This window comes from Coleofasciculus sp. C1-SOL-03 (genome assembly GCF_040220555.1).
Classification (GTDB): Bacteria; Cyanobacteriota; Cyanobacteriia; order Cyanobacteriales; family Coleofasciculaceae; genus Coleofasciculus.
On the sequence record NZ_JAVJUO010000084.1, the window covers coordinates 43420 to 64977 of the forward strand.

Below are 21558 nucleotides of genomic sequence, written 5' to 3' on the forward strand. Positions count from 1 at the left end.
TATGAAGATTCTAATGTCTTCTCGCCTATTTTATCCCAGCTTAGGGGGAAGCGAAACAAATGCTGAAATCTTAGCTCGTGAGTTTACGCGCCTAGGACATGAAGTTAAAGTTACGACACAAACTCCTGGAATCAATATTGCTGTAGATGGATCAGAGTTTCCCTTTGAAGTAATTCGGAAGCCAAGTTTGCTAAAGCTCTTGGCTCTTGTGCATTGGTGTGATATTTATTTCCACAATGGTATTATCTTAAAGGACGCTTGGCCTCTCTTAATCATTCATAGACCTTGGATAATTCGCCATCAAAGCTGGATCAGATGTGTTGATGGAACTACTACAACTGGAATTGGCGGGAATTCTTCAGGTTGGCTCGTTCGTCTGAAGCATTTTTTTGTTCGTTTTTCTATATCAATCTCAATTAGCCAAGCTATAGCTAATCATTTGCAGCATTCCTCCATTGTCATATCGAATCCTTACCGTGATGATTTATTCCGGATCATGCCTGGAATCTCCAGAACCAAAGAACTTGTGTTTCTGGGACGGCTTGTTTCAGAGAAAGGTATAGAACTATTGCTGGAGGCTTTAGTCGAGCTGAGAAAGTGCGGATTAAAGCCTCAGCTAACAGTTGTTGGAGATGGCGCAGAATATCTAAAACTGAGTCAAAAAACTAAGAGTTTAGAACTGAATAAGCAAGTTAATTTTATGGGCGCTAAAGTTGGAAAAGAATTGGTACAAATCCTTAATGAGCATAAAATCATGGTTATTCCGTCTCTATATGATGAACCCTTTGGGGTGGTTGCTCTCGAAGGTATTGCTTGTGGTTGCGTTGTCGTCGGTTCTGAGGGAGGAGGACTCAAAGATGCCATCGGTTCTTGCGGCGTGACTTTCCCGAATGGTGATGTAAACGCTTTAACTCAAGTCCTAACCGATTTATTGACTAATCCGGATAAATTATCGATTTATAGGAAAAATGCAAAATCACATTTATCTTGTCACAAAAAAGCCGTAGTAGCACAATCCTATTTGCAAGTCTTTGAGGAGGCTATTTCGTGAAACAGCTAATTGGTTTACTCGCTCTTGTTGGCATAATCTATCTTTCATCTCTCAACTGGCGTCGTGCAGTCAAAGCCGTATTAGTGATTTCAGTGCTTGAGGGAGCAATCCGAAAGTGGTTATTACCAGAAGCTAGCGACTTGATTTATTTTTTGAAGGACATTATTCTGGTTACAGCTTATATTAACTATTTTGCCTTACTAAAAAATAGTAGAAATTTTAGATTAAAAAATAACTTTATTAACATTTTAATTTTAATTTTAGCTGGATGGTGTATATTTCAGGTATTAAACCCCAGCTTAGGTTCTCCAATTGTAGGATTATTTGGACTCAGGGGCTACCTGTTCTATATTCCCCTAATGTGGATAATTCCTACTCTGTTCCAGTCAGAAGAAGAATTATATAATTTTTTGCGCTATTTTCTATTATTAGTCATTCCTGTAGGTCTATTGGGCATAGCTCAATTTTTTAGCCCTGCTTCTAGTCCACTTAACGTATACGCTCCTGGAGAAGTGTCAGATGTCGCTACATTTGGAGTAACATCTGCTGTCCGAGTAACGGGAACGTTTTCTTACCTCAGTGGTTACTCCATCTACCTATTATTCTGTTTCGGTCTACTCATCCCCTTACTGCTAACTCAGCAGACAAAGATGTGGAGGTGGCTCTCTATTATTGAACTCTTATTAATTATTGTTAATTCTTTGATGACGGGTTCTCGCGGTGTCGTCATTGCTTTAGTTTTATTTTTATTGGGCTATTTAGTGACTAAAGGCTTGCTTCAGCCCACGAAATTGGTTCGTTTGATTAAAAAACTAGTACTGCCAATCCTGATTGTGACTCTAGCTGCGGCTATCTGGTTTCAGCCCGCTATCGATGCCTTCTGGTTACGCACAACATCAAACCAAGATATACCTGCACGTATTGTCGGTAGTTTTACAGAACCCTTCGAGTTCATCCGATATAAACAACTGGATGGCTATGGCACTGGTTCTACCCACCAAGCCGCACCAGCACTTCGCCGAGTTTTCAATTTGCCACGCGGCGAATTTATTCCCACTTATTACGAATCAGAAATGGGGCGAGTCGCGCTGGAACAGGGTCCAATTGGTTTTGGACTTTGGTATGGTTTAAGGATTAGCTTATTCATTGCCCTTTGGCTGGTATTCCGTAAATTAAAAAGACCGTTCCTACGGGAGTTAGCTCTCGCGGCTTTCCTCATCCACGCTATCCAGCTCAATGGTTCACTCGTCTTTCACCATACCTTCTCTGTCTACTACTGGTTCCTCAGCGGCTTTATCTTCCTATTACCTCGACTAGAACAAATCGAGAATTGGCAGCAGTATCTGTTAAAACAAAATGTTCAAACCCCGTATTTCACTGATTCACCCTACCAGTAATCCAAATTCCCGAAATGCAGCACTTGCTTTATCAGAAGTGGGATTACTTCATGAAGTCATTACAACCATTGCCTACAATCCACAGTCGTCTGCAACCCATTTGTTAAACCTATTGCCTTCAAAAGTTAGTAATCGTATTACCCAAGAACTAGAACGGCGTACTTGGATTCCTCCTAATGGAGTCCCCATACGAACTCATCTCTGGCAAGAAGTTCTACGGGTAGCCCTGGTAAAAACAGGTCTTAGTCAGCATTTAGGCTTTGGACAACACAGACCCATTAATTGGGTTTACGCTTCCTTAGATTACCATGTTGCTAATCATCATCTACAAAATCTTGATGCTGTCTACGCTTACGAAGATGGTGCAGCTACTACGTTCCAAGCTGCCAAGCAACAGGGTATCCTATGTTTATACGATTTGCCTATTCCGTTTTACCGTCTGAGTCAAGCTATCCAATTGGAAGAAGCGGAACGATTCCCGGAGTTAGCACCAGCACTGCAAGCGATTCAGGAGCCTGCTTGGAAGATTGAGCGTAAGGAGCAGGAAGTCCAGTTAGCAGATCATATATTTGTCGCATCTTCATTTACTAAAAAATCTTTACTAGAGATTGGCGTAAAACCCGAAAAAATTAGTATTATTCCCTACGGTGCGCCAATTGACTATTTTCAACCTCAACCCAAACCAGATAACCTGTTCCGAGCTTTGTTTGTCGGTCGTGTCAGTCCCCGCAAAGGAGTTCACTACTTATTGGAAGCTTGGCAACAGTTACAGTTACCGGAAGCTGAATTATTATTAGTGGGAATTAATGAGTTTCCTGAAGTAGGGTTCGCTCAATATAGAGAAATATTTCGTTATGTGCCTTCTGTGCCTCATGCTTCCTTAAATCAATATTATAGTGCAGCTAATGTTTTAGTTTTTCCATCTCTAGTTGAAGGGTTTGGACTGGTGTTACTAGAGGCAATGTCATGCAGCATTCCAGTAATTACGACACCGCACACGGCTGGCATTGATATTCTTACAGATGGCGTCGAAGGCTTTATTGTTCCAATTCGAGATGTTGAAGCCCTGAAAGAAAAATTAGAATGGTGTTATCATCATCCACAAGAATTAGCTGAAATGGGACGAGCAGCCCGACGGAAGGCTGAACAATTAAACTGGCAGCTTTATCGTAAAAAATTAGCTCAATGCGTAAAAAATATCTGGAACAATTATACCAAATTGCAGTCAAAGAGGTAATTTATCATGCTGATCGGAGTTCTGATCGAAGGGAAGGAACAGTAGCGAAGCATCTGGCGAGATTCTTCGCTTCGCTCAGAATGACACAATATAATGCAAATTCGTATTAAATTTACATAACCAATGATTGATGATAAAGACAACTATTTAATTCATTTTTGGATACCTAATATTTTTGAATTCAAAGGTGGAATTCAAGTTTATTCATATTTCTTGTTAAAAAGTTTACAAAATTCGTATTTTAACAAACGTTATGAAGTGTTTCTCAAGCACGATACTTGTGCATCACCCGATTTTCTCAAGTCCACTCGATTTCATTGTGCCGGAACCTTTCCCCTACCTCTACGAACCCTGGTATTTGCCGCTCAAATTTTAGGACATGGATTTTGGCAACATCCTAATCTAGTGATAGCTACACACCTCCATTTCACAAAAGCAGCGTATTGGCTAAAACGGATGACAGGTATCCCCTATTGGACAGTTGCCCATGGTGTAGAAGCCTGGAACATCGAACACTCTGGCTTAAAAAGGGCTTTACACTACGCTGACCGGATTCTAGCTGTCAGCCATTATACCCGCGATCGCCTCCTCAACGAACAACACCTTGATCCGGCTAAAATCTCAGTGTTACCCAACACATTTGATGCTACTCGCTTCCAAATTGCCCCCAAACCTCAACATCTACTGAAGCGTTATCACCTGACTGAACAACAGCCGATTATTTTAACGGTGGCTAGATTGGATAGTAGTGAACAGTACAAAGGATATGACCATATCCTTCAAGTGCTACCAGAGATTCAGCGTCAGGTTCCTCACGTTCACTATATCCTAGTTGGTCAGGGTAGCGATCGCGCCCGCATTGAACAACTCATCACCAACCTCAACCTTCAAGATTGTGTCACCTTAACTGGCTTTGTTCCCGATGAGGAACTGTGTGATCATTATAATCTTTGTGATGTGTTTGCTATGCCCAGTAAAGGTGAGGGATTTGGCATTGTTTACCTGGAAGCCCTAGCTTGTGGTAAGCCTACCATTGGTGGTAATCAGGATGGAGCAATCGATGCACTTTGTCAAGGAGAATTGGGTGTATTGGTCAATCCTGATAATATAGGTGAGATCACCCAAACCATCATTCAAATCTTGCAAGGTATCTATCCCCATCCCCTTCTATATCAACCTGAAGTCTTGCGTCAGAAAGTTATCGAAATATACGGGTTTGATCGCTTTCAACAAACTTTGGCAGAATTACTCCAAACAACGGAACTGGGAGTTCAATAGGTGAGAGTTTTACACGTTATTCCCTCCGTTAGTCCAGCTTTAGGGGGTCCTACACAAGTTGTATTAAACTTAGTTCAAGCATTGCGAGAATGGGGAATTGATACTGAAATTGTTACCACTAATGACAACGGTGCAACAGTTTTAGATGTACCCTTAAATCAACGCATTGAATATAAACAGGTTCCTGTTTGGTTTCTGCCGCGATTTTCTCCGCCTTTAAAAGAGTTTATCTTCTCGGCAGCACTGACTCAATGGTTATGGCAACATATTCAGGATTATGATATCTTAGATAACCATTATCTTTTCTCCTACGCCTCCACCTGTGCTGGTGCGATCGCTCGCTGGTATCAAACTCCTTATACCGTCCGTACAATGGGTCAACTCAGCCCTTGGGCATTGGAGCAAAGTCGGTTAAAAAAACAATTATATACCTTCCTAATTGAGCGTCACAATCTCAACCGTGCCGCCGCTATTCACTGCACGTCAGCTAATGAAGCCCAAGATGTGCGTAAATTTGGCATTTCAACTCCTACCGTTACTTTACCTCTAGGGGTGAACTTACTTCCAGATTGCCCAGAGGCTAAACAGAATTTACATCAGAGTTATGGAATACCGAATCAAACGCCAATCGTACTTTTTTTATCTCGCCTGCACTATAAAAAGCGTCCTGATTTATTAATCCAAGCCCTCAGCCAACTCACTGTTAAAAGCTATGATTTTCACCTGATATTGGCGGGTTCAGGTGAACCCGACTATGTAAATTATCTACAAAAATTAGTCGCCTCGGTTGGTTTAACTAAAAATACATCATTTGCTGGTTTTGTCACAGGTGAAGATAAAAACTTACTCCTCCAAGGTTCGGATATCTTTGTCCTCCCTTCTTTTTCGGAAAATTTCGGAGTAGCAGTAGCCGAAGCAATGGCGGCTGGATTACCTGTGATCGTTACCCCCGGTGTACAAATTTCACCCGAAATTGCCGAAGCTAAAGCTGGATTAGTTGTAGAGGGAGAGGTTGAGACTCTTACTGATGCGATCGCGACTTTGCTAAACTCTCCTCATCTACGCCATAAACTCGGCGAGAATGGTAAGCGCTTGGTGAGTCATCGATATTCCTGGAAGGTGATCGCTCAAAATCTGATTTCTGTCTATACTGCAATAATCGAGGGGAAACCTTTGCCTGATCATCTCAGTAATTATTGATCAGCCGTCAAATCAGTGACATTTCCCCCTATCCCGCTAGTACAAATAGTCTGGTGAAAATCTGCCGTCATCTATTTAAATGGAGATGCTGTCTAACCAGCGCTACTCTGATCCTGCTTCTACTCAGTATCATTCCCCTGCGGCTGGCGATCGCACAATACCAATCCCCTGATCCCCAAGCTATTCTAACCTTAGGCGGTGGGCGCGATCGCGAACGATTCACCGCCCAATTTGCCCAAACTCACCCCTCCCTAGACATCTGGGTTTCCAGTGGTTCACCCCCTGATATTACCTATACTATTTTCCAAAACGCCAATATTCCAACTCAGCGCGTTCATCTCGACTATCGCGCCGTCGATACTGTCACCAATTTTACCTCTCTCGTGGCTGACTTCAAACGCCGAAAAATCAAACATATCTACCTAATCACCTCAGACTATCATATACCCAGAGCCAAAGCGATCGCGACTCTGGTTCTCGGAAGCCAAAGCATCACCTTCACCCCTGTCTCCGTACCCTCCAACCAACCCCCTGAATCCTGGCTACGGATTCTTCGTGACAGCATTCGCGCCCTACTATGGATTATCACAGGTCATACTGGCGCTACACTTAAGCCACAATTGATTAGTCATTTGTCCTTTGTCATACTCGCTTGCGCCAGAAGCAAGCTACGTCATTTGTCATTTGTCAAAATCCTGATCCGTTGATTCAGCAGAATCCCGATTAAACTTCAAGCTATTCTCCAAATAATCAATCCGTTTTTGCTGATTCGCCAGTTGCTGAGTTTGCTCATTTAATTCTTTCTCTAAGTCTTTATTCTGTCGCTTCTGATGGGCGAGTTTCCACTTCTGCCGCATCAGGGACGGTACTGATACCAATAATCCCACCACAACGCCAACCCCTAAGGTTAAGACAAGGACTAACGCTAAGGATATCTCTATTCGCCAAATTCCTAAAATTATAGCGATAGGCACAGCATTTTGCAACGCAAAGATAATCGCTAAGATGGCGATAATAACCGCTAAAATTAAAAATAATCGCATCCGTTGTCAGCTAAAATCTAAATACACAACACAAACCACTTGATCGAACGGCAAGTCACATTGTCTCAAGAATAGCCCAAGCGAGGTGTCTGATGTCCACAAAAGCCGCAGTTCTCAAGCAAAGCGAACTCCTAAACCGATTAGTCTTAAATCGTCATACGGCTGAAGAAGTCGGTCGAGTGACACAGCTATGGCTTGATTTCCAAGCCCACCGCGTCGTTGGGTTAACCTGCAAGTCCGGGTTTCTCGGCGGCACAAAACACCACTTTACCTGGGAACAAGTCAATACTATTGGCAGCGATAGTATTCTTGTCAACAGCCTGAAGGAGGAAACAGAGTCAGAAACCCTTGAACCCCTGGATTCTCGCATTGGCGTAGAAGTTTGGACGGATGCTGGAAATAAAGTTGGCAAACTCGTTGATTATATAATTGAACCCGAAACTGGAGCCGTTGTTAATTACTTATATTCCTCCAGTGGTTGGCAAGGAATCATGGACGGGATTTATACCCTTGCACCCGCCGCCGTTTCCAGTGTGGGAAAAAAGCGGATCATTGTCCTAGAGAAAGCTGTAAAAAACAGTGAGAAATATACCGAAGGCGTCCATGAACGCATGAGTCAAGCCGCAGAATTCATTCGCAGTGACTACAATAAAACGCTTCAGCATGTAGAATCCCTCAAACAAAATGTTCCCCAGGTTACCGATCACCTCACCGACCAAGCCAAAGCCGCTGGTGATAAACTCAAAGAACGATTTTCTGACGTGAAAAATCCCAGTCAAAAAAAGGATGAAGAATAAAATAATTTTGACCCTTCACCACTTTCGAGTGCATGGCGCGTGAGTTTTTTAATTTGTAGGGGCGGGTTTCACTATTATCCTTTGTGTTTGACCCTGATGTAACTAAACCCGCCCTTTCCAAGTGAATAATTATTTGACCAATGACCAATGACCAATGACCAATGACCAATGACCAATAACAAATGACCAATAACAAATGACCAATGACCAATGACCAATGACCAATAACAAATGACCAATAACAAATGACCAATGACCAATGACCAATGACCAATGACCAATAACAAATGACCAATGACCAATGACCAATGACCAATGACCAATGACCAATGACCAATGACCAATGACCAATGACCAATGACCAATGACTATTACTGAGGCATAATTTGACCCGTTGAATCAATCTGTAACGGAGTATTCGGAAAATCACTCTGAGTAAGCTGGCGCATCAGTCTAATTGTGCGACCTTGGGAATCAGGATAAGGAATCCCCTGACGATTGAGCATAATTGGAATAATTTGACCCGAAACTAAATCACCCTGATTATCCAACTCCACCTCTAATACTAGAGAATACGCCAATTGAGCTTGAGTCGAGAGCGTCCGATATCCCATAAAATTACCTAAAGAATAGGCAATTAACTTCCCTTGATAACGTTCTAACGCTCTAGGAACATGAGGTCCATGTCCGAGAATTAAATCAGCACCGTGGTCAATCATCGTCCGGGAAAACTTAACCAGATTGCCACGATTTTCGCCAAAAAAATACTCCGTTTGATTGCGAACGTGCATTGCCCCAGTGCCTTCTGCCCCCGCATGGACAGAAATAACTACGATATGGGCATTTTGGCTGGCTTCTTCCACTAATGCGATAGCCGCAGGTAAATTATTTAAGGAATTGTGATAATTAAAATAACTAAAGCCAATCCAGGCAATCCATAAATCATCGATATTCGCATAAAGGATTTGATTTTTTTCGCCTAAGGCTTTAACTCCAGCCTGTTCCAAATTATTGATAGTATCGGCAAAGCCTTGACGGGAGAAATCATAAGAATGGTTATTGGCAACGCTCATAATATCAAAGCCCACCTCTTTTAACAAGGGGGCATAATCAGGCGGCGTGCGAAAGGCAATAACTAATCCTCCTATCGACTTAGCGGAATAGGGATAATTGGTTAAGGTACTCTCAAAATTACCAAATAATAAATCAGCACCTTGCAGGCTGGGCTGAACGGCTTGAAAGAGAACCGCTTGATTGGGATGTAGTTTATTCTGAGGATAATTCGTGCCAGGAATAATATCACCCACGGCTTTAATTTGAACCGTAACATTCGGCGGCGGCGGTTCTGTAGGAATATCCGATTCAGGCTGAATGATTGGTTCTGCTGGGGGTTCAGGATAGCTTTGGACAACACCATACCCCATACCGCACAAAAAGCTGACCGTACCCACCGACAGCAACAAGGCTCCACTGCGCCGTAAGGGTATGATGAAATTCGTCATTTGTTGTCATTCGTCATTTATCGGTCTTGCTGTCAAATGTAACTCTGGGTCTTGCGCTACCCAACCCGCAGGCGCATTGAAGCGAACTTCAAAATGCAGATGAGGTTGGTCAATGTCTGGGCGTCCTGTAGTACCTACCGTCCCTAGGGGTGTTCCCGGTTTAACTCGTTGACCCGTTCTCACCGAAAGGCGACTTAAATGAGCATAACGGCTTTGGCGTCCACCTTGGTGATTAATCACGACTAAATTGCCATAGGTTCCCTGTTGACCTGCAAAGGCAACTGTACCGGAATCTACGGCTAACACAGAGGTTCCTGGGTCTGCCAGGAGATCAATACCACTGTGAAACTGCGTTTGTCCATCACTATTTTGATGCCAACCGTAATTAAACCCCATGGGCGCTAACGCGGGCAAGGGATAACCAGCAAATCCAGTATAGTTTTCCACAGGTTTGCGATTTGCCAGTACCCAATTCACCCCTGAGACAAAAATAACGCTTGGTGGTTGTAGCGTACAGCCATTGACCTCAAATAAAATATCAGCCCGGATACCATACGCCTCGGCTAAGTCTTGCCAACTCGCCCCCGTCGGAACTTGTACCCGAATCCCATTAAAGGGAGGAATCAGAATCTCTCGACCTACGGGCATGGATTTTCCTGACACGCTAGGATTGAGTTCTGCTAAGGTTTCTGGAATCAGGCTGTATCGTTGAGCAATACTATCTAATGTTTCACCTGGCGCGACTTTGTGTTGCTGCAAGCGCGAAAGGGCAGGTGCTGGACAGCTACTTTCAGACGGTGAGGAGGATTGCGCTGTTGCTGGATTGGAGATTGGGGCAACCAGGCAAATCAGGGTGGAAAAGATAGGAAGCCAGCGATAGAACGTCATAGTTGAGAAGTGGGAATGACTAATGGTATGTTATTGCGTTTTTGATTATTATGGCTATGATCACTTGCAGTAGCAGAACTAATCGATGATAGCGATTCGCGATCGCAATGATTGACAGCTAGGTTTTTCCATTAAGATTTGTGTAAGTAACTTGACACCAGACGTAGGGTTAATCCTAGTGAAGGGACGAAGCTCCCCCAGCTCCCCCTGCTTCCCCTGCTCCTTACCCCCCCACAAGACTGATCAGCAGACCCTAAAATAGGTCTAACCATGTAGTATTGGCAACGTTTCGTTTTTCTCTTGAGAAAGCAAGTCAATTTCACTCTCGTTACCCTCTTAAGTTGTTTATTGATCCTTGTATTCACCATTAAAGGAAACACCATTCTAGACATTAATCGTATTCAAATCGCGACCAACCAAGCCGCCCACTATCTCGTTCAGCAGATAAAAGACGATGGCAGGTTTGAGTATCGCCTGAACATGAATCCTGCTGTGAAGGTTAAGGAAAAATATAATATTCTCCGTCATGCTGGCACAATCTACGCCCTAACCCTTTATTATCAGCGACACCCTGATCCCCAGGTACGTTCTGTCTTAGCCAAAGCCAGTCAATATCTGCGAGATCAACCCATTTATCCTCTACCGGATCAGAATAATCTGCTAGCCGTCTGGTCAGAACCCGAGGTAAATCACAGCGGAAATCCTCTCCAAGTCAAGCTAGGAGGTACAGGTCTGGGTTTAGTCGCTTTATTAAGTATGGAGAAAATTCAGCCCGGATTTACCGCCCGCTCAGATTTGCAAAAGTTAGGGCAATTCCTGGTTTATATGCAAAAAGAAGATGGCAGTTTTTACTCAAAATACATCCCCTCTCAGGGAGGACGTTGGGATCAGTGGCAATCCCTTTATTATCCGGGTGAGGCTGCTTTAGGACTCGCGATGCTTTATGAACAGGAGCAGTCTCAGATTTGGCTCAATGCGGCGGCTAAAGCCTTAGCCTATCTTGCTCAAACTCGTGAAGCGCAAACCAACATCCCGGCTGACCATTGGGCGTTACTGGCGACGGCTCAACTACTCTCACTAACCAATGAGAAAGAATTACCTGTATCGAAAGAATTGTTAATCAACCATGCCATTCAGATTTGCGAAACAATACTAACCGAGCAAATTAGAAATCCTCAGCAGCCTAACTATAATGGTGGCTTTTCCAAACAGGGTAAAGTCACTCCCACCGCAACCCGTTTAGAAGGATTGCAAGCGGCTCTGATGTTCCTCCCGGCTAATCAGGAAATACGTCAGCGTATTCAGTCTGCTGTACCGCCCGGTATCAACTTTTTACTCCGCGCTCAGGTTAAAGAGGGAAACTTCCTTGGAGCCTTTCCCAGAGCTGTAGACCAAATCGCTGCAGATACTCCTGATGCCAAAAAGTTTAATCGTCGTGTGACTGAAGTACGCATTGATTATGTACAACATGCTTTGAGTGCGCTCATTCAATACTTAGACATTGTAGAAGACTAAGCCTTTCTACAGGGTACATGTCAACGTTGTAGGTTGGGTTGAGGGACGAAACCCAACAACTTATAGCAGTCGCCAAGGGAATTTGAGCAATATTTACAAAACTTTGCACAGCACCCAAAACTTTTGTCCGACTACTGATAACCCTTCCAGAGAGATTAAGTTGCCGTAGAATAGTCTGAAGCAATCATAAATAAATGACTAAAATTTTATGTTGATTTAGCAATCCTATTGACCCGCATCGCTCCTCCTAAATACACTAAAAAAAGCTAGGGAGTAAAGTAATAGATTGAGCTAACATCAGAGTTTAATACTTAATTTTAAGACGCTCTCCTTGTTCTCGACATTCCCTTACTCCCATCATTCGCGCATTGTCGTTCTCCAAATAAAAACAATGACTGCTAAAATGGCAATCCCTGAACAGCCAGTTAACTCCAACTCGGAAACCTGCCATCCGGAAATCACCAGCGAAGTTCTCACAGAAGAAAAAAAACAGCCTTGGGTTCAACTCATTTCCACCTTGATCGAGACGATAGAGACTCTCTCTGCTCACCTAAACAACCGAGTTACGAACACCAAGCAAATTTTTATCACGGCGGCTTGGATTATAGCTGCCCTAACCAGTCTCAAACTAAGTCTGGCTGTCCTGAATGCGATTAATACGATTCCCTTCATAGGCTTATTCCTAGAGATAATTGGCATTGCTTATGTAAGTTGGTTTATTTGCCGCTATTTGCTCAGTGCTGCCAACCGTCAAGACTTAGCTTTACAAGTTAAGTCTTTCAAGGAAAAAATTTTTGGCACGAGTCCCTAAATAAACCTTCAGTCAACTTTTAAACTCATTCCACATCAAAGACTCAGTGGGATGAGTTTACTATTATCGGAATTACCTGGATATACATTCGGTGCGCTGGACTAAGATCAAATCCTACCTGTTCCCTGTTCCCTATTCCCTTGTCCTCACGCTTAAGTTGAATTGTGTCCGACTACGTATGATATCGTTAAAAAAAATAACATATCAGCGATAATAAATGACAAATAGAGACATTATTGAAATCCTCAAACAGGATTATCAACGCTTCCCCGTTGACCAAACCTACAGCCTCTATGCCAACGACGTCTTTTTCAAAGACCCCCTCAACGAGTTCCGGGGACTTAATCGCTACAAACAAATGATTGGATTCATCCACACCTGGTTCATCAATCCCCAACTCGACCTGCACGACATTTCTCAATCCGGCGATACCATCAAAACGCGCTGGACTTTAAGCTGGACCACACCCCTCCCCTGGAAACCGCGAATTTCTATCCCCGGTTGGAGCGAATTACGTCTAAATGCAGATGGACTAATTTCTTCCCATATCGATTATTGGGATATCCCCCGCTTGGATGTTCTCAAGCAACTGTTTCGGTGAAAACCCGATACAGTAAATAAATGTAAAGGTTTCTCAGGTGAGCGAAATTATCTATGCGAGTAATTTTGATGACAGGCAAAGGCGGAGTCGGTAAAACCTCCGTCGCCGCAGCCACAGGTCTGCGTTGTGCCGAATTGGGTTATAAAACCTTAGTGCTGAGTACAGATCCCGCTCATTCCCTCGCCGATAGTTTCGACCTGGAACTCAGTCACGAACCCCGACTCGTCCGTCCTAATCTTTGGGGTGCGGAACTGGATGCGCTGATGGAATTGGAAGGAAACTGGGGTGCGGTGAAGCGCTATATTACCCAGGTACTGCAAGCACGGGGACTCGAAGGGGTGCAGGCGGAAGAGTTAGCGATTCTTCCGGGAATGGATGAAATTTTCGGTCTGGTGCGGATGAAGCGTCACTATGACGAAGGGGAGTACGAGGTGCTAATTATCGATTCAGCACCTACAGGAACCGCACTGCGGCTTCTCAGCTTACCGGAAGTTGGGGGGTGGTATATGCGTCGCTTTTATAAACCCCTGCAAAAAATGTCCGTGGCGTTGAGACCCCTGGTTGAACCCCTGTTCAAACCGATCGCGGGATTTTCGTTACCTGATAATGAGGTCATGGACGCTCCTTATGAATTCTACGAGCAAATTGAACAGCTCGAAAAAGTTCTTACCGATAACACCAAAACCTCAGTCCGCTTAATCACCAATCCAGAACGAATGGTGATTAAGGAATCCCTCCGCGCCCACGCCTACTTAAGTTTATACAATGTTTCCACCGATTTAGTCGTCGCCAATCGGATTATCCCCGACCAAGTGAGCGACCCCTTCTTCCAACATTGGAAAGACCATCAACACGAGTATCGCCAGGAAATCCACCAAAACTTCCGTCCGCTTCCGGTTAAAGAAGTTCCTCTGTTTGCGGAAGAGATGTGCGGACTTGAGGCGCTAGAACGACTCAAGCAAACCTTGTATGGGGAAGAAGACCCAACTCAGGTTTACTACCAGGAAAACACAATTCGGGTTGTCCAAAATGAAAACGAGTATAGTTTAGAACTGTATCTACCCGGTGTACCCAAAGACCATATCCAATTGAATAAAACAGGGGATGAGCTAAATGTACGGATTGGCAATCACCGTCGCAATCTCGTCCTCCCCCAAGCCTTAGCTGCACTGAAACCTGCTGGTGCCAAGATTGAGGACGATTATCTCAAGATTCGCTTTGCAGAAACGGCGAAGGTTTAAGGGTTAGGGATGAGAGATAGGGGAATAAGGGTGCAGAGGTGCGGAGATGCTGGGGGGCGGGTTTAGTTGCATTTGGGTGAGGGAAGAAATGATAATAGTAAAACCCGCCCCTACATCATTTTTGGGTCTATTCTCCAAATCTTGACCAATGACATAGCTTGCTTCTCGCGCTCTTCGAGTATGACGATCCCCACCGTTAACTTGAAACGTCCTCACCTATTTAAAGGTTGGTTGGTGTTTCCGGAGCAATAACTTCAGTGTCACCTTTAATTCGAGCCTGCTGCTCAGTCATTAAATCGCTGACTTGATCAATTTCGATACCCATACCCTCACAGGCTTTCTTGAGTTCCGCTGTAAAGGTTGAGATATCGTCTCCGTAGCCACAGAGTTTCGCGGCTGTTTCGGGTCCCTGCTTGGCGTTCGCTTTAGCACAATCAACTAAATCAGTGCCTTTGAGCGGATTTGAAGCTGCCATACTTTAACTTGTCCTTCTTTTCTTTAATTCTCACTCTCAAGCTAGTTGAAACGTTGCGAAGGCGCATCTATCAATAGATGGAAATCTTCGCTGATAGAGCCGACAAAATCAATTCCTACTCGCCTTCTTCAGATCCCCGACTTCTTCAAGAAGTCGGGGATCTAACTATTAAATTAATCGGCTTACACGCTGGCTAACGATGGTTTGAGGGCTTCTTTAAGGAGTTCCGCTTTATCGGTATGTTCCCAAGGTAAATCCAAATTAGGACGTCCAAAATGACCGTAAGCCGCGACATCTTGATAGAAACGACCCCCTCGTAATTTAGGGAGTTCCAGCAGATTAAAGGATTGAATAATCCCGGCTGGACGCAGTTCAAAATGCTGTTGTACCAGTTCTAGCAATTTCTCTTCTTCAACCTTACCCGTACCAAAGGTTTCCACCATAATACTTACGGGACGGGCAACACCAATGGCATAACTGAGCTGAACTTCGCACTTTTCGGCTAAACCTGCTGCCACAATATTTTTGGCTACATAGCGACAAGCATAGGCAGCAGAACGGTCTACCTTGGTGGGATCTTTACCGGAAAATGCTCCACCGCCGTGACGGGAATAGCCACCGTAGGTATCAATAATGATTTTGCGTCCGGTGAGACCTGAATCGCCTTGGGGTCCACCAATCACAAATTTCCCGGTGGGGTTGACTAAGAAACGGGTACTATCATCTGGCTTAATCTCAATATCTGCAAACGCGGGTTCTACCACCGCTGACCAGAGATCCTGTTTAATTTTGTCTCGGACAGCCGCTTCACTGGAAATCTCGTCAATGGTGGCGGTGTGTTGGGTTGAGATTAAGATGGTATCAATGCCGATGGGTTTGCCATCTTCGTAGAGTACCGTCACTTGGGTTTTGCCATCGGGACGCAGGTAAGGCAACTGTCCGGACTTCCGAACGGCGGTTAACTGCCTAGACAAGCGATGTGCCAGACTTAGGGGCATAGGCATAAGTTCTGGGGTTTCGTTGCAGGCAAAACCAAACATCAACCCTTGATCGCCTGCACCAATCCCATCGAGTTCATCGTCACTCAACTTGTCTCGATTTTCCTGAGCGGTGGTGACCCCTTGAGAAATATCTGGAGACTGTTCATCCAGGGCGACTAAGACAGAACAGCTATTGGCGGAGAAGCCGTTATCGGCGTCGGTATAGCCAATCTCAGCAATTTTTTTGCGGGCTATATCAACGTAGTTTACATTGGCTTGGGAGGTAATTTCACCCGTAATCAATACTAATCCGGTATTAACCACCACTTCTGCGGCAACACGACTACGGTTGTCTTGGGTGAGTAGAGCATCTAGGATTGTATCGGAAATCTGATCACAGATTTTATCGGGATGACCTTCTGTAACCGATTCGGACGTGAATAGGTAGCGACGAGGCAATGGACTAATCTCCTTAAAAAACGGCAGCTACACTAAATTAAGGGTTTAGGATAGTTCCTGAGGGTTGTAGGTTGTTATCATACACGATGCATAGAGGGAATTGCCCACTGATCACAGAACTTTAACAGAATTTGCCCCATTCTCCATCCAGAACTGTGTGAATGTTAGAAAAGTTTACTTGCTCTCTCACCTAAAAATGATTATTCATTTACTGAAGATTGGCTTATTTGTCAAGTGTCCGTTAAGATTTTTCTTAAACAAAAGCTTTATTTTTGTAGGGTTTTCGGCTTTGGCAACAAGCCCTAATTCGTAATTAAGTCAGGGACTGTTTTCTAGGAAGGCGGGACTTGAGACAGGATCAGCGCGATCGCACTATGCATGGCTTGCCCGGTTAAAGACATACGAGCCGCTTGATCTGCCGTTTCTTCCCATGCTAATAACTGGGTTTGAAAGACGAGATCGCGTTTCGCTCGCCTGAGCATCGCTTGACGAATGATTTTTTGGACAATATCTTGGGTGGGAATATTCTGTTGACGTAAAAAATTCAATAGTCGCTGTATACTTTCTACACATTTATCAGGGGGTTGGGATAGAATAATTTGTTGGATTTGATGAATAACTTCCTTATAGATCCGGCGGCGATTATTGGCTAACACTTGAGTTGGAGTGGGTGAGGTTGCAGCACTTAACGATGAGTTGACCTGGGAGTCTCCAGACTTGTCTATCTCTAGCAATTGCCAAATTCTATGACGGTGATGGGCAAAACGCTGGTACATTTGCGGATAGAGTTGCAGGATGCGTTGACTCACCGTTTGGGGATTGACTCCTGGTTTTGCTGATAGGTGAAGGATATAGTGAGCAAATTTTTTACTCAAGGCTTTCAGCGACAGTTTTAGATCAGGATATTCCTGTTCCACTTGGGCGAGGGTAAATACCAATACCTCTCTATTTGGCATCTCCGAGAAAGGAACCTCGATTAAGAGCAAATCAGTCATTTTCTCTTGACTCAGTTGTCCCGGTATCAAATCACCTGTAGGCGGATAGCGTTTGTTGGGCGTTTTCGTTTCCCAATTAAACTGAGTAAAAAGATAACGACAATTTACATTGGTCAAATCCACTTCTTCTAAATGCCAGTTGTAGATACAACAGCCAGTGAGTTGGGCTTGTTCAAGTTGGGGGCGAATTAAATAGCTGCCGATTAAATAGGCATTGGTCAAATTTGCCTCAGTTAAAATCGTTTCGTTTAAATACGCCCCACTGAAATCCCCATGGCGTAAATCTGCCCCTTGCAGATTAGCCGCTGTCAAATTCGTCTGTAAACAATAGACATTTTGCAGAACCGTGCGTCGCAAATTAGCGCCAACGAAGCTGGCTCTGAGTAAATACGCCCCCATCAGATTTGCCCGACTCAAATTTACGCGATCGCCTGTGACTTCACTGAGATCCGCATCGGTTAAAATAGCTCGATAGAGTTCCGCCTGAGTCAGGTTGGCACAGCGCAAACAAGCCTGACGCAGGTTAGCTTCGGTTAATGTCGCACCGACGAATATTGCGTCTCGTAAATTGGCTCGCTCCAGTGAGGCTTCCCGCAGGTTGGCTGTGGTGAGATTAGCAGCAATGAGACTGGCTTGGTAGAGGTTAGCCGCCATTAACTGTGTGCTAATGAGCTGAGTTTTATCCAGGGTAGCCTCTGTAAGATTACTATGATTCAACTGGGCTGCCTGGAGATTTGCACCACTCAAGTTACAATAGGGGGCTTCTACCCAACTTAAATTGGCTTGGCAAAGACTAGCGGATTGCCCATCCACCTTGCTGAGATTTGCACGGGTCAAGATGGCTTGGTTAAGATTACTATGTTTTAGGATCGCGTTGTGTAAATCTGTCTGATGCAGACAAGCACCACTGAGATTAGCGTCGTCAAGGGACGCCCAACTGAGGTTGGCATTGGTCAGATTAGCCCCACTTAAGTTAATTGTCCGCAAATCTGCCCCCTTCAGGTTAACACCACTCAGGTCAACCTGGGCAAAATCACGGTCTCCTTGGCGATAACGGGTGAGAAAGTTCTGGACTTGCATTATTTCCAGTTTGCCATTGAAGGGGATTAGAGGAGTTTTGAGTTTTGACCCTTCGCTTGGCTCAAGGGAACCTGGTTTTGACTTTTCGCTTCTTGGTTTTGAGTTAACGCCCTCATATTACCTATCTCCCTCTCCCTTATCTTCCCCTACTCCCCCAGCTTCCCCCGCTTCCCCAGCTTCCCCTGCTCCCAGACGTGCCATGGCACCTCTCTACATGCTTTTACAAATTATGTTGGTTTTTCTACCTCACAGGGGAACCTTATGTATGAAGCGTAACATTATAGGTTGGCTTAGATACGTTGAATTTGTCTATTTCTAGAGTCTATAGGGAAAGGGGAGTTATGGCAGAGCTGGAAACGAGAATTTGTTGTCCTCTGAATGGTTTGAACTCAACCGTACAAGACCAAAAACGGCTTGCTACTCTCCAAGAACTCGGTTTACTCGAAGCCGAAGGAATAGCCGTTTTCCAGGAAGCGACTCAGACGGCGGTGCGATTTTTAGAGGTTCCTATCGGTTGGTTGGCTTTCCTGACAACTGATCAACTCCTGATTCAATCCGCCGTTGGTTTATCGAGGGTGGGGTTGATGAATCCCCTTGCCCAATCGCGTCAGTTGCCACGTCAGGAAAGTTTTTGTACCTATGTTGTCGAGAGTCAGCAGGTTTTAGCGATTCACGATACGGCTAGTAATCCGGTTTTTGCCCAAAGTTTGCTTGTGGGTTACTACGGTATCCGCGCTTATTTGGCAGCGCCTTTATTCACCGCCGATGGATTGTGCTTGGGGACGTTGGCGGTTATGGATTTAGTTCCGCGTTCTTTTACCCCTAGAGATATTGAGTTTTTGGCAATGACCGCCCGATGGTGTCTGAGTGAATTTGAGCGAAATAAGATGTTGCGATCGCCCACTGCCATTCTGGCTTCTTCTCACGCGAGTGAAATACACCCTGCCAATGAGTCCAACTTTACTCAGGGCTTGGTTAGCGACTCCTCTGTTCCGTTCTCCTCAACTCACTCAATCAAGCTGCAACTGCTCACACATCTAACCCAAGAACTCCGCACACCATTAACCTCAATTATGGGCATGGCGAGTGTTCTCAATCGCCAAATTTATGGTGAACTAACGGATAAACAAAAAGAATATTTAGAAATTATTCATCAAAGTGGTCAGCATCTGGTTTCCCTGGTTGAGGAAATTATGGCTCTGGATGTGTTCGATGAAATCAATAACCCCCCCTATCTGAATGTGAGTCCAGTCGATATCGAAATGCTTTGCCAAAAGGCAATTCATTCTTTGGTTGAAACCGCCGAGCAAAATCAGCAACAGATTCGTTTGACGATAGAACCGGGAACTCGGCTTTGGGTACTGGATAAGGACAAAGTGCAGCAAATGCTGTACTACGTTATCCTCAGTGTGATTTATTCAGCAGAAGCAGGAGGAGAAATTCGTCTTCATGTTTCTCGTAAAATCGATACGCTCAATATTGCGGTTTGGGTGTCTCATCCATGGCTAGGAGAAGGTGTTCCCACCGTGTATGAGGAATTAACTGATGTATCCGTAATGGGGCGAGACAGCGAGAAGCACAAGCAAAACGGTAAGGCTGAGTCCCCCGGTGCAGCGACATTGAAAACGCCCATTCTCTCCAGTGTCTCCATGTCCAAAACCTTGATGGTGAATGGGAAGGAAATGCTACTGAAAACCGATTCGCGTGAAAGTTTGGGCTTATTTCTCAGTTGTCATTTAGCCGAACTTCACCACGGGAAACTGTCGGTACAGGGTTTGTCAGAATCAGGCGATCGCTATATTATCAGTTTGCCGAAGTTAGATCCGTAGTTCGGTTATGGGAGAGGGTAAACGATAAGCTGTTTGGCATTTAAACCTTAATGTTAATAGTGGAGATTTATCGAGAGGGAACAGATGTGGACGTTGTGGCGATACCTGTTGTATTGTCAGGGGAGGAAGTATTGCCAGGGTTTAGTTTAGAAATTCTGTAGGGGCGGGTTTAGGGATTCAATAAACGATATCACCGATAACTTTTCAACAAAACCCGCCCTTTCCCTAGTGTCAAGGGGGCAAAGGAGTCCACACCGCACCACAGACGACCCGACACCCGACGGTGTTGTTCCCGTAGTCTGGGGTATTCCTGAGGCGATACGCACAACGACAGTTCCTGGGAAAGGCGTACCACGAACCACCGCGCATCAGCCGATAATGATTCTCATTTTTATTGTTATCTAATAGCCAAGCTTGACCATCCGACGGCGCACCTTCATAACTATCATGCCAATGATCAGCACACCATTCCCACACATTTCCATGCATATCGAATAAGCCAAAGGCGCTCGCTACCTGAAAACTCCCAACTGGGGTAGTCTGTTCACGATACTCACCCTTATGACCTTCACCAAAAGTAGAGTTGCCGTTGTAATTGGCTAAATCCGTAGTAATCGTTTCGCCAAAATGAAACGGCGTTGTTGTTCCAGCACGACAGGCATATTCCCACTCCGCTTCATTAGGAAGTCGGTAGTCTCGTCCTGTGTACTGCGATAACCGCGCACAAAACTCTGCACAATCATACCACGATACTCCCTCAACTGGTTGATCGGCTCCTTTAAATCTAGATGGATCAGGGTCAAGTTCTTTATCAACTTGAGGCAGATGAGCAACCGCCCGCCATTGCGCTTGAGTCACCGGGTATTTCCCCATGAAAAAGGGTGGAACCGTTACCGGATGCTGGGGACTTTCACTATCTCTGTGTCCTTCTTCCGTTTCTGGGGAACCCATGAGGAATGTCCCTCCAGGAATCGCCACCATATCCAGGAAGATACCATTGCCCAAGTCTTCGCTGAAATATTGAGCCTGTCGCTGCCGACGCTTAACAATAAACCTAGTCTGCTGTCCTTGATTACTGATTTGCGGTGTTGCCATAGTTTTGTCACCTTAGATTCAATATGCTTAATAGTTGAACAACAGAGGCAAGAAAATTTAGCTAACGCTACGTATAAGTAAGAA

At 44.6% G+C, this 21558-nt stretch carries 20 protein-coding genes; 12 read left to right on the forward strand and 8 right to left on the reverse strand.

Going from position 1 to position 21558, the window contains the following annotated elements; genetic code table 11:
* Positions 1-13: 13 nt before the first annotated feature.
* From RIE73_RS14895 to RIE73_RS14920, 6 genes are all read left to right on the forward strand, one after another.
* Entirely contained in the window at positions 14-1051 is a 1038-nt protein-coding gene (locus tag RIE73_RS14895; RefSeq protein ID WP_446401916.1) for a glycosyltransferase family 4 protein, read from the forward strand.
* On the forward strand, positions 1048-2448 hold the full coding sequence (locus RIE73_RS14900) for an O-antigen ligase family protein (protein ID WP_446401917.1): 1401 nt from the start codon (positions 1048-1050) through the stop codon (positions 2446-2448). The genes RIE73_RS14895 and RIE73_RS14900 overlap by 4 nt, the downstream gene beginning before the upstream one ends.
* On the forward strand, positions 2408-3685 hold the full coding sequence (locus RIE73_RS14905) for a glycosyltransferase family 4 protein (protein ID WP_446401918.1): 1278 nt from the start codon (positions 2408-2410) through the stop codon (positions 3683-3685). The genes RIE73_RS14900 and RIE73_RS14905 overlap by 41 nt, the downstream gene beginning before the upstream one ends.
* 123 nt (positions 3686-3808) lie before the next feature.
* On the forward strand, positions 3809-4963 hold the full coding sequence (locus RIE73_RS14910) for a glycosyltransferase (RefSeq protein ID WP_446401919.1): 1155 nt from the start codon (positions 3809-3811) through the stop codon (positions 4961-4963).
* Positions 4964-6163 carry a glycosyltransferase gene (locus RIE73_RS14915; RefSeq protein WP_446401920.1) on the forward strand — a complete coding sequence of 400 codons (1200 nt, stop codon included), beginning with the start codon at positions 4964-4966 and terminating at the stop codon, positions 6161-6163. It abuts the gene before it with no gap.
* Positions 6164-6216: 53 nt separating this feature from the next.
* Complete coding sequence (locus RIE73_RS14920; RefSeq protein ID WP_446401964.1) at positions 6217-6870, forward strand: YdcF family protein; 654 nt, start codon at positions 6217-6219, stop codon at positions 6868-6870.
* Here RIE73_RS14920 and RIE73_RS14925 read toward each other — a convergent pair.
* Entirely contained in the window at positions 6844-7206 is a 363-nt protein-coding gene (locus RIE73_RS14925; protein ID WP_446401921.1) for a lipopolysaccharide assembly protein LapA domain-containing protein, read from the reverse strand. The genes RIE73_RS14920 and RIE73_RS14925 overlap by 27 nt on opposite strands.
* 92 nt (positions 7207-7298) lie before the next feature.
* On the opposite strand from RIE73_RS14925, the gene RIE73_RS14930 reads away from it, so the two are divergent.
* The gene (locus tag RIE73_RS14930; protein ID WP_446401922.1) at positions 7299-8003 is read left to right on the forward strand and encodes a PRC-barrel domain-containing protein; all 705 of its coding nucleotides are present in this window, start codon (positions 7299-7301) and stop codon (positions 8001-8003) included.
* Between the two features lie 129 nt (positions 8004-8132).
* Here RIE73_RS14930 and RIE73_RS14935 read toward each other — a convergent pair whose 3' ends face one another.
* The 3 genes from RIE73_RS14935 to RIE73_RS14945 are packed head-to-tail and all read right to left on the reverse strand — an operon-like array spanning position 8133 to position 10393.
* The gene (locus tag RIE73_RS14935; protein ID WP_446401923.1) at positions 8133-8354 is read right to left on the reverse strand and encodes a hypothetical protein; all 222 of its coding nucleotides are present in this window, start codon (positions 8352-8354) and stop codon (positions 8133-8135) included.
* Positions 8355-8374: 20 nt separating this feature from the next.
* Positions 8375-9505 (reverse strand): CapA family protein, encoded by a 1131-nt coding sequence (locus RIE73_RS14940; protein ID WP_446401924.1) that lies wholly within the window; start codon positions 9503-9505, stop codon positions 8375-8377.
* A 6-nt stretch (positions 9506-9511) separates the two neighbouring features.
* Positions 9512-10393 carry a LysM peptidoglycan-binding domain-containing M23 family metallopeptidase gene (locus tag RIE73_RS14945; protein WP_446401925.1) on the reverse strand — a complete coding sequence of 294 codons (882 nt, stop codon included), beginning with the start codon at positions 10391-10393 and terminating at the stop codon, positions 9512-9514.
* Between the two features lie 348 nt (positions 10394-10741).
* On the opposite strand from RIE73_RS14945, the gene RIE73_RS14950 reads away from it, so the two are divergent.
* The 4 genes from RIE73_RS14950 to RIE73_RS14965 all read left to right on the forward strand — a co-directional run bounded on the left by RIE73_RS14950 (position 10742) and on the right by RIE73_RS14965 (position 14561).
* On the forward strand, positions 10742-11908 hold the full coding sequence (locus RIE73_RS14950; RefSeq protein ID WP_446401926.1) for a hypothetical protein: 1167 nt from the start codon (positions 10742-10744) through the stop codon (positions 11906-11908).
* Between the two features lie 403 nt (positions 11909-12311).
* Entirely contained in the window at positions 12312-12719 is a 408-nt protein-coding gene (locus RIE73_RS14955) for a CAAD domain-containing protein (protein ID WP_446401927.1), read from the forward strand.
* A 217-nt stretch (positions 12720-12936) separates the two neighbouring features.
* Positions 12937-13320, forward strand: coding sequence for a DUF2358 domain-containing protein (locus RIE73_RS14960; RefSeq protein WP_446401928.1), 384 nt, complete (start codon positions 12937-12939; stop codon positions 13318-13320).
* Between the two features lie 53 nt (positions 13321-13373).
* A complete protein-coding gene (locus tag RIE73_RS14965) occupies positions 13374-14561 on the forward strand; it encodes a TRC40/GET3/ArsA family transport-energizing ATPase (protein WP_446401929.1) in 1188 nt (395 codons plus the stop codon).
* 220 nt (positions 14562-14781) lie between these two features.
* On the opposite strand, the gene RIE73_RS14970 is transcribed toward RIE73_RS14965, so the two are convergent.
* From RIE73_RS14970 to RIE73_RS14980, 3 genes are all read right to left on the reverse strand, one after another.
* Entirely contained in the window at positions 14782-15036 is a 255-nt protein-coding gene (locus RIE73_RS14970) for a hypothetical protein (RefSeq protein ID WP_006101696.1), read from the reverse strand.
* 182 nt (positions 15037-15218) lie between these two features.
* A complete protein-coding gene (metK, locus tag RIE73_RS14975) occupies positions 15219-16475 on the reverse strand; it encodes a methionine adenosyltransferase (protein WP_446401930.1) in 1257 nt (418 codons plus the stop codon).
* 332 nt (positions 16476-16807) lie between these two features.
* On the reverse strand, positions 16808-18550 hold the full coding sequence (locus RIE73_RS14980) for a pentapeptide repeat-containing protein (protein WP_446401931.1): 1743 nt from the start codon (positions 18548-18550) through the stop codon (positions 16808-16810).
* Between the two features lie 341 nt (positions 18551-18891).
* On the opposite strand from RIE73_RS14980, the gene RIE73_RS14985 reads away from it, so the two are divergent.
* The gene (locus tag RIE73_RS14985) at positions 18892-20379 is read left to right on the forward strand and encodes a GAF domain-containing sensor histidine kinase (protein ID WP_446401932.1); all 1488 of its coding nucleotides are present in this window, start codon (positions 18892-18894) and stop codon (positions 20377-20379) included.
* Positions 20380-20610: 231 nt separating this feature from the next.
* Here RIE73_RS14985 and RIE73_RS14990 read toward each other — a convergent pair whose 3' ends face one another.
* Positions 20611-21474 (reverse strand): formylglycine-generating enzyme family protein, encoded by an 864-nt coding sequence (locus RIE73_RS14990; RefSeq protein ID WP_446401933.1) that lies wholly within the window; start codon positions 21472-21474, stop codon positions 20611-20613.
* Positions 21475-21558 lie beyond the last annotated feature (84 nt).